This is a genomic window from Microcystis sp. M049S2, assembly GCF_020245625.1.
Lineage (GTDB): Bacteria > Cyanobacteriota > Cyanobacteriia > Cyanobacteriales > Microcystaceae > Microcystis > Microcystis ichthyoblabe_A.
Genome location: NZ_JADBUN010000258.1, coordinates 1 through 12,944, shown reverse-complemented (window position 1 = coordinate 12,944; position 12,944 = coordinate 1). Strand labels below are relative to the sequence as shown.

Sequence of the window (12,944 nt, the reverse complement as noted above, 5' to 3'; positions counted from 1 at the left end):
TAGCTATTGTATTTAATTTGATCGGATTCTTACGGATAAATTTCATCCCTCATTGCTTTTACGCGAATCCAATTTCAATCCACGTGTATTCAAATTGTTAGAGCGCAAGCTCATAATATTAACTTAGCAACATTTTAGAAATTTGCGCGACAAATTTAAGATTTTCTCCAATAGCGACGTGGGGTGATGGGGAGAGGGGTGTGGGGTGGGGGGTGTGGGGTGGGGGGAAGTGGGGTGTGGGGTGTGGGGGGTGGGGGGTGGGGTGTGGGGTGTGGGGAGAACAAAGCTGTCTCCTGCCTCCTGCCTCCTGCCTCCTGTGGCTCCTGAAGTTAAACTAGAAACCAGTGATCAAAAAAACTAGCCGTCCGAACCCGATGATTTCCTCCTTTCCTGTCCCCAATAGCTTAAATTGCCCTCAAATTCGCCTTGCTATTCGTTCTCTACAGCCGCAATTAGTCCACTGGCGCCGACAAATACACCAAAAACCAGAACTAGGCTTTCAAGAACATCTCACCGCCTCCTTAATCAGTCAAACCCTGACTAAATACGGAATTGACCATCAAACCGGCATCGCCGGCACCGGAATTGTCGCCACCATCGAAGGCAGTCAACCGGGGCCGGTTTTAGCCCTGCGGGCCGATATGGATGCACTACCGATCGCCGAAGAAAACCAAGTCCCCTATCGTTCCCAACATCCGGGCCAAATGCACGCCTGTGGTCACGATGGCCACACAGCGATCGCCCTCGGTACGGCAGTTCACCTAGCACAAAACCGTCACGATGTCAAGGGGATAGTAAAAATTATTTTCCAACCCGCCGAAGAGGGGCCGGGGGGGGCGAAACCGATGATCGAAGCGGGAGTGCTGAAAAATCCCGACGTGGAGGGAATTATCGGCCTACATCTCTGGAATAATCTGCCTTTAGGGACAGTGGGCGTAAAAAATGGGGCCTTAATGGCGGCGGTGGAATGTTTCGATCTCCAGATTCAAGGCCGGGGCGGCCACGGGGCAATTCCCCATCAAACCGTCGATTCACTACTGGTGGCGGCCCAAATCGTCAACGCCTTGCAAACTATTGTCGCCCGCAACCTTAACCCCCTCGATGCCGCCGTGGTGACTGTGGGCAAATTAGCGGCGGGAACCGCTAGAAACGTGATCGCCGATAGTGCTAATCTCAGTGGCACGGTGCGCTATTTCAATCCCCAGTTAGGGGGCTATTTCCGACAACGGATGGAAGAAATCATCGCGGGCATCTGTCAAAGTCACGGGGCCAGTTATCAATTCGATTACTGGCAATTGTATCCCCCGGTAATCAATCATGATCGGATGGCGGAATTAGTGCGAGCAATCGCCGCACAAGTGGTGGAAACCCCAGCCGGAATCGTTCCCGAATGTCAAACCCTGGGAGGGGAAGATATGTCCTTCTTTTTACAGGAAGTACCGGGCTGTTATTTCTTCTTGGGGTCTGCCAATCCCGAATTAGGATTAGCCTATCCCCACCATCATCCCCGTTTTGATTTTGATGAATCGGTGTTAACCATGGGAGTCGAGATTTTTGTCCGTTGCGTCGAAAAATTCGGCAACTCTAAGACTTTCTAGCAATCCGTTCAAGGTGAACAGTTTTTGTCAAACCTGAAACCGCTAAACTGATCACTGAATCAGACGAGTAAAAAAACCCATGAACAATAATACCCACGAAAACGATGCCCAACGGGTGAAAATCCTCAGCGAAGCCCTACCCTATATTCAAGAATTTCGCGGTCGCACCGTAGTGGTTAAATACGGTGGCGCGGCCATGAATAACAGCGATATCAAAGACACGGTCATGCGAGATATCGTTTTTCTCTCCTGTGTAGGGGTTCGTCCCGTTATTGTCCACGGCGGCGGTCCAGAAATCAATAGTTGGCTGGATAAATTAGGCATTGAACCCCAATTTAAAGACGGTTTACGCGTCACCGATGCCGCCACCATGGATGTGGTAGAAATGGTGCTGGTGGGGCGCGTCAATAAAGAAATTGTTGCCCTGATCAATCAAGCCGGCGGTAAAGCGGTAGGATTATGCGGTAAGGATGGTAATCTGATCACTGCCCGTCCCGTGGGTAAAGAGGGCATTGGTTTTGTGGGAGAAGTGAGCAGTGTCGATACTAGCCTCGTCGAATCCTTGGTCAATAGTGGCTATATTCCCGTGATTTCCAGTGTGGCCGCCGATGAAACCGGCCAAGCTCATAATATCAATGCCGATACGGTAGCCGGAGAAATAGCGGCGGCTCTAGGGGCAGCTAAACTAATTTTGATGACCGATACAGCCGGAATTTTAGAGAATTATAAGGATCCTTCCACTTTATTGGCTAAATTGGATATCCAACAGGCCCGGGAGTTGATTCAAAAAGGTATCGTTGCCGGCGGGATGATTCCCAAAGTTGGCTGCTGTGTGCGATCGCTGGCTCAGGGAGTTCAAGCCGCTCATATTATCGATGGTCGTCTTGCCCACGCCCTTTTACTGGAAATTTTCACCGATCGAGGCATCGGTTCCATGATTGTGGCTTCCGGTTATACTAACCTATAGTAGTAATTACCGTACTTTTGGTTAAAAAGACTTGCCTAAAACCAGAGATCTGGTGTACAAATAAGTTAATAAACGCGCTTCTCGCTCCTTTGTAATGGCAAAAGTCTTAGTCTTGAGTTAGTTTAGTCGGGAAGCGCAAAATCTGAAGTATTCATAGCAATTGAATTTATGACCAAACAAGCTGTAGCTCACCCGATGGTGAAGTTTCAACGCAAGGCTAGCAAGTGGATAGATGCAAAAGTAGTCAAACCTAGCGATAGTATCTGGAAACTGGCTCTTTTATACGGAGATGAGTGGGCATACTGGAAGCAGGAGTTGCTCGATTTCGGTTTCTCCATGCAAGACCCTCTCAGCGAAGTGGTAGCGGTAGAAGCTTGGGACGAAGAATAAGCGACCATCGACTCAAAAGCAGCTTTCTACCAAGATTATCGCCATGGGATCGACTCCGATTATCCTTTCCGCTCTGGTTATCTTATCCTTAAGCGCGAGTTGTTCTCCCAGGACCGAAACCCAACCACCGCCACCAGCGGCCCGTACTACTACCGTCAACGTCACCACCGCTAAACTGGCAACCATCGGACGCAATCTCGATTACACGGGAACTACCCGACCTTTAAAAGTCGTTTCTCTGCGATCGCAAGCCACCGGTCAGTTACTTAATCTCGTCGTCGATGTGGGAGATGAGGTGCAATTAGGACAAATCCTCGCTCATGTTGATGATCGTCTCCTCGCCACCGTTGTCCGGCAAGAAAAAGCCGCCCTGTCAGCCCTAGAAGCGGAATTAGCCCGGGCGAGAATTGAAGTCAGTAACGCTGAAATTGAAGTGGAGCGCCTACAACTGCAATACCAACAGGCCAAAAATGATGGCGAGCGCCTGCAAAAATTAGCCCTAGAAGGGGCGATTCCCCTGCAACAGGGCGAAACAGCCCAAACTACAGCTGCAGTAGCTTTAAAAGCCGTTAATAGCGCGAGATCGAGAATTAAAGTCGAGGAACAGGTAGTGGCGGCAATTATCGGCAGAATTGCCGCGCAAAAATCGGTCATCGCTCAGGAACAACAACGTCAGGCCTACGCTATTCTTAAATCACCGGCGACGGGGATAGTTATCGAAAAACTGAAAGAGCCGGGGGATTTAGTCAGTATCGGCGATGAAGTCCTCAAAATTGGTGATTTTCAACAGGTCAAGGTAGTAGTATTATTATCGGAATTGGATTTAAAAACGATTAATTTAGGACAAACGGTTAATGTCAGCCTTGATGCTTTCGGTGAGAGAAATTTTTCCGGTCGCATCAACAGGATTTTTCCCCTCAGCCAAGGCACGGCCCGGCGGATTCCCGTGGAGATTACTCTACCCAATAGGGATGGTTTAATTAAAGGGGGATTATTGGCCCGGGTGCGGTTTAATAATAATTCTGCCCCTCAGGTGATTGTCCCCGAAACAGCAATTGTCAGTCAGGGGGAATCCCCAGCCATTTTCGTACTTTCCGAGTCTAACTCACAAGTGCAAAAACGTCCCGTTCGTCTCGGTCAAGCGCTTGACGGTCAAGTAGAAATTATCACCGGACTTGAACCGGGGGAGCGTTTCGTCGTTAATAGTAGTAAACCTTTGCAAAATGGCGAAAAAGTCCGGGTCAGTATCCTGAGTAATCCTTGATTAGTTGGGGATTGCTAGATAGACTTAAGAAAATTAAATTTTGAGCGCAGGCAGTTCGAGCAACTCACTGACCACGATGCGCTTCTTTTTGCATGAGTGCATGAGTAGAAAACGGGTTTCTCCGAGAAACCCGTTTTCTGTGGGTTACTCAACGGATTTAGTATAATTCCTCTTGACAAAATCCCAGCACTTGACATATACTTATTTATATAATGGGAATCCGTGCCTGCCTGCGACCCCCTCATTTTCAGGCAAGATAGACTTAAGAAAATTAAATTTTGAGCGCAGGCAGTTCGATCAACTCACGGACCACGATGCACCCCGACAATAATATTATTGTCGGGAGCGATTGCATTCGTCCTCTTTAAGGGGGAATAATAATACAATTGAGAATGCAGTCAATCCCCTTAATCTCTATGGTCAATAAACTATACTACGGTGATAACCTAGAAGTGCTGCGGAAGTATATCAAAGATGAATCGATCGATCTTTGTTATATCGATCCCCCCTTTAATTCTAAACGTAATTACAACCAAATTTATAACAACTTAGGTAAGGAAGATCAAGCACAAGCACAAGCGTTTGTGGATACCTGGACATGGGATAATCACGCTAACGAAGCTTTAGAAGAAATTCAAAGCAACTATCAGGGTAAATTTACCAGTCAGACTATCGATTTAATTGACGGTTTAACTAAAGTTTTAGGTAAAGGCAGTCTTCTCGCTTATCTGGTGAGTATGACTCTGAGGATCGTGGAAATCCATCGAGTTTTAAAATCTACCGGTAGCTTTTATCTCCACTGCGATCCTACTGCTAGTCATTATTTAAAAATAGTTTTAGATGCTATTTTTTGCTCTCAGGGGGGTGATTTTAAAAATGAAATAGTTTGGAAAAGAGCCGACTCTCACAATGATGGAAAACAGGGAAGTAAACAGTATGGTAGAATTCATGATGTGATATTTTTCTATGTAAAAAGTAATCAGTGGCTGTGGAATCATCAATATTTAGAATTGCCCGAAACCACACAAGATAAATGGTATAGAAATATTGAATCAGAAACAGGTCGTCGATATAATAAATCAGATTTAACTGCGGCAAAACCAGGAGGAGATACTAGCTATGAATGGAAAGGAGTTAAGCCACCTACAGGTAGATTTTGGGCCTATAGTAAAGCAAAAATGCAACAATTTGAAGCACAGGGTCTTCTTGTTTATTCTGCATCAGGAAGACCATATCTAAAAAGATATTTAGATGAAAGTAAAGGAGTTCCTTTACAAGATTTTTGGTCTGATATTAGTATGCTCCGTGGTATTCATCAAAAAGAACGTCTGGGTTATCCCACGCAAAAACCGGAGGCATTGTTAGAAAGAATAATCAAAGCAAGTAGTAATAAAGGAGATGTAATTTTAGATGCCTATTGTGGGTGTGGAACGACTATCGCTGTAGCAGAGAGATTAGAGAGAAACTGGATTGGAATTGATATAACCTATCAGAGTATTAGCTTAATGTTAAAGCGATTAGAGGACTCCTTTGGTAAAAATGTTTTAGATAAAATTGAACTGAATGGTATTCCCAAAGATCTAGAATCAGCCAAAGCATTAGCCACTAAACCGGATGATCGTACCCGCAAAGAATTTGAGAAATGGGCGGTTTTAACCTATAGTAATAACCGGGCTGTGATTAATGACAAAAAAGGGGCAGATAAAGGAATCGATGCTATTGCCTATTTTCAGGGAGATAAAGACAATCGGGAGAAAATTATTTTTCAAGTAAAATCCGGTAATGTCAAATCGGGAGACATCAGAGATCTACAGGGAACCATGACACTACAAGGAGCAGCCCTAGGTATATTTATCACCTTGAAACCCCCTAGCAAAGATATGGTTCAAACAGCCAAATCTGCGGGAATTTATCGCGGTCGTTATATGAGTCAAAGTGTCGATAAAATTGAGATTGTGACAGTACAAGAAATCCTTGAACAGAAAAAACGTCTCGATGTTATCCTCACCTTTGAAGTCCTGAAAGCTGCCGAAAAACAAAGGGAAACCCAAGGACAACAAATGAGTTTAGATATACCCTTTCCCGAATAAAAAGGCAAAACTATTGAGTTATTAGAGGAAGTTGATTTTCCTGATAATGAAAAGGTATTAGTGGAAATTAGAGAGGTTAATGATTTTTGGTCAACCTTGCAAGATTTTAGGCAAAGAGTAGATTTGGCAAGTCTTGATGATGATACTTTTGATAATTTACGCGACAATTCAACGGGGAGAGATGTTCGTTTATGACTCTCAAATATTTGCTAGATACTAATATTTTGTCAGAGGCTAAACGACCTCACCCGAATCATAAGGTTATGACGAAGCTAAGATTATCTAAACGGGAAATAGCCACAGCTACTCTGGTTATCCATGAGCTATTATTTGGTTGTTTTCGACTTCCTCTGTCTAAAAAAAGCCAAGACTTAGAGGATTATGTAAATAACGTTATTTTAGTAGGCACAATTAAAGGTCAAGGTTGTCTAAAGTCGGTAAGAGTCCTACTTTTGTCGATGGTCAAATAGCGTCTATTGCTTTTACCAACAATTTGACTTTAGTTACTAATAATGTTGATGATTTTAAAGATTTAGAAGGTTTAGTGATTGAAAATTGGTTTTTCTAATCTGTAATTGTTCTGTGTTAAGTAGCTGGTTATAATTAGGGTCTGCTGAAAAAGTTTTTCCCGGTGGCAGGGTGTGGGGTGTGGGGTGTAGGGTGTGGGGTTTTAGCGATTTTGAAGGGGTCAATTACCTAATTTTCAGGGAAAAAGTACCTGAATTTTCCCCCCAATCACTCCAATGGTCGGCACTTTTTGAGGTCAAAAAAGTCTAAAAGCCTTATCCAACAAGGTTTTTAGATTTATTCAGCAAACCCTAATTAAATTAAAAATGGATTTTAGGTTCGATCCCTCCTGCCCCCCTTGATAAGCTGTCATTTAGTCACATCTTTCTTAACATTTCAAACCTTTGTAGCACAAGGCTTTCAAGACTCGGTTAACAATTTGTAATATTCCTTGTTGACACCCTTACTGACAAAGAAAAAACTGAAATCAAGTCAGGATAAGGGTTGGAGTGCTTACTGCAAAAATTGTTAAGAAAGATCTGACTAATGGATAGCTTGATAAGGGGGGTGTCTGACAACTTTTAACACCTACCTACTTAGCTGAAAGATAATTTTTAGGCATTCTTGGTTAAGACATTAAAAATAAACGATAGGATTTGCTGTCAATTAAGATATAAATTCCTAGAATAATATAGATAAAAGGACTAATTTTATGTCCGTAGTTTGTAACCACTTTAGCTATCCTGGGATGGGTAATCAAAAAATAGGCTAGGGCGCACCAAATACCCATCATGAGATAAAAAACTATCATGATAATTAAGACGTGCATCGGGGAATTATTGGCAAAAAGAGAGGTATAGATACCAATATTATCACCACCATTAGCCACAGTCACGGCGGCAACGTAATAGGTTTGGGAGGGAAAACGAGGAATAAAGGAGCGATTTTTAGAATAATTAACATCTTCTCTTACTTCTTGAATATAATCCTCATTTTCCCTTGACAAAAGTTGTTTAATGCCGATAATTAGAGGGATAAATCCTAATAGACCAATCCATTCTTTAGAAACCAGTAACCCAAATAGTAAACCGAGGGAACTAGCTAGGAGAATCAGGGTAAAACCGAGGTATTGACCAACAATCAGGTGTCGAGGTCGAAAATTAGCATTAAGTCGCGAGAAAAACAACATTAGCACCATCAGATCATCAAGATTTGTGGCCACAAAACTCGTCACGCTAGTAATTAAAAGGGTTACTAACCAATTCATAGATTGAAAAAAGAGATAATCCTTCCCATTCTAAATCTCGTAGTGCCAGATGTCCTCCTCTCGTAAAAGAAGACGATGGACAGGAAGACGTTCCACGGCCCCCTGTTGTTCTAGACTATTAAGTGCGCGGGTAATTGTGACTCTAGTGGTTCCTAATAAGTCAGCGATATCCTGATGAGTTAGACGCACATCAATTAATTGTCCGGTACCGGTTTGTTTACCAAATTGATTGCCTAACCATGACAGTAATTTCACAACCATAACATCAGTACGTTTGTAGCTACGAATAATACTTAGTTCTTGTGCTTGCTGAAGATGAGACAGCAGAATTTCTGCCATTTGATAACTCTCAAGTGCGGAAAAGGAAACTGCTTGCACAGGAGTGATGCACTCAACTTGATAGGGATTGACTCTCTCTAGGGTTTTGCCAACAAAATTGCCAGGTCCCCACAATCCCAAGACGATCAGGGTTCCATCTTCTAACCAAGTGGAGGTTTTCACGACTCCACTCTCGATTTTCCAGAAATTAGGATTTCTGAGGGGCAAAATCGCCCGATTATCAAAGTGCCAGCGATGGGGGGTTGGTGGTTGATAGGTAAGCGTCATGATTGGTAAGTAGTCGTGCAAAATTAATTTCCTAGTCGAGACTCCGAGACAGGAGACAGGAGACGGGATACAGCTATTAGAGATCGGATTTGATAATTTTGGGGTAAAAACGATAATTACCCCAAAAAAGACTGATTTTATGCCCTTGCAAGCCCTATTTATTTCGGGGTGTTAGTCTTCTCCAGTTCCGTGGTGGCCGAGGAGATCAGTTCTTGCCAAGCTCGATCGCTTTCTTGTAGAGTCTGTTTAACCGCGTCGATGGTCTTTTCCACGCGAGTTTTCAGGAAAGGGGAAGCATTATCTTTGAGTCGTTCGGTGTCGTCGGCTAAGATATCGATCGTCTCGGAGGTATTAACAAGGCTATTTTCTAGGGCAATAAGGTTGTTTTGCAGGGTTTCACTGAGTTTAGCCCCGGATTTGGTCAATTTTTTCGTAAATTTACTCACTTTTTCCCCTAGATCGTCAATATTGTCCGCTAAGTCCTCTAGGTTGTCCTGTTGAGCTTCGATAATCTTCTTGTCGAGAGAAGGAGCGGCCAGTTGAGCATTTAGGTCATCGATAGCCGATTTTGTGGCTTGGATGGCTTTTTCATAGGCAATTTGGGCATCTTCCAGAATTTTTGGGCTAGAAACCTCATTTTTTTTCTTGACTGGTTCCACCACAGGGCCACCCGTTGCTGTTGCACGGTCGATGACGGCCAACGGTTCGGGGAGTAGTGGCAAGGCGATCGCATTTCCCCTTCCCCCGAGGAGCAAAGTGACAGTTAAAAGGAAAATCAGCAGCCGGAAAACTTGATTTTTGAGGCTTTGAAAGCTCTTATTTCGGTTGATCATGATTTGATTTTCTCCTGTTTAGAAAAAATAGTTACTCTTTCTAAATGTTATCATATAAAATATTTGTATGTTGTTTATATATAGACAATTTTATAAAAAATTTATTATGTTTTTTAATCAATAAATTGCAGACAAAATATAAGTTTTTTGAGCCAAAAGTTATTATAGAAAAGCTTTTGCTCTCTTAATAAAAAATTAATTTTTATTGCTTTTTTTATTAATGAGACGCTGAATTATCCGATGAGTCTATTTCTTGATTGATCCGAGATATTTTCTTACGACCTTTAATATATTTGGCTAAGGGTTGTTTTTTCTTCAGTCGTTTAATGCCACTTAAAGTGCAGAGAGTAAAAAAAGTTCCCACGAGAACCATCTGCCATAAACCGCAACCAGAAGCGGCGCCCAATCCTGCCGCTAACCAGATAGTCGCCGCCGAAGTCAAACCTTTCACTTGTACCTTATTTAGTTCCCGATGGGATTGTTGTAGGATGATTCCCGCCCCTAAAAAACCGACACCAGAAGCGACCCCTTGAATAGTGCGACTGAGGGCATTAGAAGACGCATAACCCACATCTCCTTCCGCTTGTAGGGGAATCATCACGAACATGGCAGCTCCGAGACTAACGATGATAAAAGTTCTCAATCCAGCAGGACGACCGCCTCGCTGTCGGTTATAACCAATCAGACAGCCGACGGCCATAGCCATACTCAGCCGAAAAATAATCGTTTGCCAATCTTCCGAGTCAAAAAACATTGCTTAACCCATCAAATGAGATGAAAACTTCGCCTAACCAATCAAAGCCTTTTCCATATCCCGCTTTAAATCGTTCCTATTCTCGATCCCGATCGATAATCGTAGTAAAGCCGGTGTTATAGGTGGAAGTGGAATAAATGGGAATCGTTACCGCACCATGGCTAGAGTCTGGTTCTTGCCCCCCATGAATCGCCCTCGTTGCAAATTCCATCAATTTATTGTCCTATTAGTCGATATCTTCGAGGTCTTTAAACAGGGCCGTGCTGAGGTAACGTTCCCCGAAACTAGGCTGAATCATGACGATTAATTTATCTTCGTTTTCGGGTCTTTTGCCCACCTGAATCGCCGCCCATAAAGCAGCCCCAGCCGAAATGCCCGATAGTAGTCCCTCCTGACGAGCTAACCGTCGCGCGTAGGCGAAAGCCTCTGTATCATCGACGATAATCACCTCATCGATTAATTCCGGTCGGAAAATTGCCGGGATAAAACCAGCCCCGATGCCTTGGATTTTGTGTGGTCCGGGCAGTCCTCCCGATAAGACGGGACTATTAGAGGGTTCAACTGCGATCGCTTGAAATTGGGGACGACGGGGTTTAATGGTTTTGGCAATACCGGTAATGGTTCCCCCGGTTCCCACGCCACCGATAACGATATCTACCAGGCCATCGGTATCGGCCCAGATTTCCTCGGCGGTGGTTTCTCGGTGAATTTTCGGGTTAGCCGGGTTGCGGAACTGTTGCAAACTATAGGCGTTGGGGATGTTTTCGACTATTTCCTCGGCCCGGGCGATCGCTCCTTTCATGCCTTGGCTACCCGGGGTTAATTCTAATTGCGCTCCGTAAGCTTTTAACATCGCCCTTCGTTCTAAACTCATGGTTTCGGGCATAGTCAGGATTAAGCGATAGCCTTTGGCAGCGGCTACCATGGCCAGGGCGATGCCGGTATTGCCGGAAGTGGGTTCCACCAGAATTGTTTTATCGGGGTGAATTAGTCCGGCGGCTTCCGCGTCCTCCACCATACTGACCCCGATGCGATCTTTAACCGAGGCGGCGGGGTTCATACTTTCTAGTTTGACGACGATGCGGGCTTTTACTCCCTCGGCTACTGGGATTCGATTCAGTTGGACTAGGGGAGTCCTTCCTACCAATTGGGTGATGTCTCTTGCGATCGGCATAATCCCACTTGCTTTATACTTGTTGGCTATTTTTGATTATATATGTATTTAAGATGTTTTACAATACTTTTTAAGTCGGAGTACACTGCAAAATGCTGGTGTTGGCACCTCTGATCACAACGTCGGCGGGGATTATCCCTGTCGATTTTTATTGCCTTGCCACTTTTTTTGTATATCGAAGCACAATCGGCAAAGTTGTCTTGGGAAATTTCTCTTAATCTAGTTAATTATTATTAGTATATAAAAGCACATTTGTTTAAACAACTTAAAGGAATTATTAGAGAGATGAAAAGAGCGATACTTTTTCTTAGTATAGGGTTACACATTTAAGAAAGTTTTCTGAGATTTATCCTAAAAAATTATTTTTTTGCTGCTTTTTTAGGAAATAATTTTTAATAAATAAAGGTGTAAATATGGTCTATAAAATAATTCATGGCAAAAACGAAGTATGTCTGGAAGTGCCTATCAAGGCTAAATTCAATTAAAAAAAATTGTTCCTTGATATACAAAAAAATCTGGCCAAGGGAGAGTAAATTTTTTTCAAGGACGATAGTATAGTCCCAAGAAAACAACTCCTAGATACTTTATCGAAAAAATAAAGAAAAGCCAGAAAATTCACATCGATATTTTGCCGAAACCAATCATCATTATAGGAGATGAAAACTATGGTGTTAGATGCCTTTGCCAAAGTCGTTTCCCAGGCCGATACCCGGGGGGAATACCTGAGCGAGAATCAAGTCAATGCCCTAATTGCCTTCGTCAAAGATGGTAATAAACGTGTCGATGTGGTCAATCGTCTTTCCAGTAATTCTTCTGCGATCGTTACCGATGCCGCGCGTAGTTTGTTTTCAGAACAGCCCGTTTTAGTTGCCCCCGGTGGCAACGCCTATACAAACCGTCGTGCCGCCGCCTGCTTGCGGGATTTGGAAATTATCCTGCGCTACGTTACCTATGCCACCTTCACCGGCGATGCCAGTATCCTCGATGATCGCGCCTTGAACGGTCTCCGGGAAACCTACGTCGCCCTAGGAGTTCCGGGGGCTTCTGTTGCAGCCGGAATTCTCAAGCTCAAGGACGCTTCCCTTGCCCTAGCGGCCGATCCCAACGGGATCACTCGCGGGGATTGCAGTTCTTTACTAGCAGAAGTCGCTTCTTACTTCGATCGAGCGGCGGCGGCAGTTTCCTGATGCTGTGACTTTCTTCTCTAAATCCGATTAAACTTTTGTAGGAGCAATTCCATCGATGACCAAGACACCTTTAACCGAAGCGGTGGCTACTGCCGATTCCCAAGGCCGTTTTCTCAGCAGTGCAGAATTACAAGTGGCCTTCGGTCGTTTCCGTCAGGCCGCCATCACCCTAGCCTGCATTATTCATGAACCAAAAAACAAGGAACCCGAAAAACTGGATGTAAATCCAGTTTTTTTGGGGTTTAAATAAGTAAGTAAAAATCCTTAATCAACCGCACAAAATTAACAATTAAAGCCTGAAAAAGCG

13 protein-coding genes and 2 pseudogenes are annotated in these 12,944 nt (G+C 43.8%); 9 read left to right on the top strand and 6 right to left on the bottom strand.

Going from position 1 to position 12,944, the window contains the following annotated elements; genetic code table 11:
• The first annotated feature begins 374 nt into the window (after nt 1–374).
• From IM496_RS20205 to IM496_RS20180, 7 genes and pseudogenes are all read left to right on the top strand, one after another.
• The gene (locus tag IM496_RS20205) at nt 375–1,598 is read left to right on the top strand and encodes a M20 family metallopeptidase (protein WP_287663059.1); all 1,224 of its coding nucleotides are present in this window, start codon (nt 375–377) and stop codon (nt 1,596–1,598) included.
• Between the two features lie 79 nt (nt 1,599–1,677).
• Nucleotides 1,678–2,565: an acetylglutamate kinase gene (gene argB, locus IM496_RS20200; protein WP_194017602.1), complete on the top strand. Its 888-nt coding sequence runs from the start codon at nt 1,678–1,680 to the stop codon at nt 2,563–2,565.
• A 168-nt stretch (nt 2,566–2,733) separates the two neighbouring features.
• Nucleotides 2,734–2,955 (top strand): DUF4327 family protein, encoded by a 222-nt coding sequence (locus IM496_RS20195; RefSeq protein WP_002737463.1) that lies wholly within the window; start codon nt 2,734–2,736, stop codon nt 2,953–2,955.
• A 43-nt stretch (nt 2,956–2,998) separates the two neighbouring features.
• Nucleotides 2,999–4,219, top strand: a complete 1,221-nt coding sequence (locus IM496_RS20190; RefSeq protein ID WP_287663058.1) for an efflux RND transporter periplasmic adaptor subunit — start codon at nt 2,999–3,001, stop codon at nt 4,217–4,219.
• 416 nt (nt 4,220–4,635) lie between these two features.
• A complete protein-coding gene (locus tag IM496_RS20185) occupies nt 4,636–6,309 on the top strand; it encodes a DNA methyltransferase (protein ID WP_287663056.1) in 1,674 nt (557 codons plus the stop codon).
• A 12-nt stretch (nt 6,310–6,321) separates the two neighbouring features.
• Nucleotides 6,322–6,504: a hypothetical protein gene (locus tag IM496_RS22540; protein ID WP_194017604.1), complete on the top strand. Its 183-nt coding sequence runs from the start codon at nt 6,322–6,324 to the stop codon at nt 6,502–6,504.
• A pseudogene (locus IM496_RS20180) lies at nt 6,501–6,877 on the top strand (type II toxin-antitoxin system VapC family toxin). The gene IM496_RS22540 and the pseudogene IM496_RS20180 overlap by 4 nt, the downstream one beginning before the upstream one ends.
• Nucleotides 6,878–7,444: 567 nt before the next feature.
• Here the strand turns inward: IM496_RS20180 and IM496_RS20175 are convergent.
• From IM496_RS20175 to cysK, 6 genes are all read right to left on the bottom strand, one after another.
• Nucleotides 7,445–8,083: a cadmium resistance transporter gene (locus IM496_RS20175; RefSeq protein WP_287663054.1), complete on the bottom strand. Its 639-nt coding sequence runs from the start codon at nt 8,081–8,083 to the stop codon at nt 7,445–7,447.
• Between the two features lie 30 nt (nt 8,084–8,113).
• Nucleotides 8,114–8,689, bottom strand: coding sequence for a Crp/Fnr family transcriptional regulator (locus tag IM496_RS20170; RefSeq protein ID WP_287663052.1), 576 nt, complete (start codon nt 8,687–8,689; stop codon nt 8,114–8,116).
• Nucleotides 8,690–8,847: 158 nt separating this feature from the next.
• Entirely contained in the window at nt 8,848–9,522 is a 675-nt protein-coding gene (locus tag IM496_RS20165) for a hypothetical protein (RefSeq protein WP_287663050.1), read from the bottom strand.
• Between the two features lie 217 nt (nt 9,523–9,739).
• Nucleotides 9,740–10,276 (bottom strand): MgtC/SapB family protein, encoded by a 537-nt coding sequence (locus IM496_RS20160; RefSeq protein WP_287663049.1) that lies wholly within the window; start codon nt 10,274–10,276, stop codon nt 9,740–9,742.
• A 76-nt stretch (nt 10,277–10,352) separates the two neighbouring features.
• On the bottom strand, nt 10,353–10,487 hold the full coding sequence (locus IM496_RS20155) for a PLP-dependent transferase (RefSeq protein WP_287663048.1): 135 nt from the start codon (nt 10,485–10,487) through the stop codon (nt 10,353–10,355).
• 15 nt (nt 10,488–10,502) lie between these two features.
• The gene (gene cysK, locus IM496_RS20150; RefSeq protein WP_287663047.1) at nt 10,503–11,450 is read right to left on the bottom strand and encodes a cysteine synthase A; all 948 of its coding nucleotides are present in this window, start codon (nt 11,448–11,450) and stop codon (nt 10,503–10,505) included.
• A 668-nt stretch (nt 11,451–12,118) separates the two neighbouring features.
• Here cysK and cpcB point away from each other — a divergent pair.
• Nucleotides 12,119–12,637, top strand: a complete 519-nt coding sequence (gene cpcB / locus IM496_RS20145; protein WP_002733930.1) for a C-phycocyanin subunit beta — start codon at nt 12,119–12,121, stop codon at nt 12,635–12,637.
• A gap of 55 nt (nt 12,638–12,692) precedes the next feature.
• Nucleotides 12,693–12,809: pseudogene (locus tag IM496_RS20140) on the top strand (phycocyanin subunit alpha); the annotation flags it as partial.
• Nucleotides 12,810–12,944: the final 135 nt, after the last annotated feature.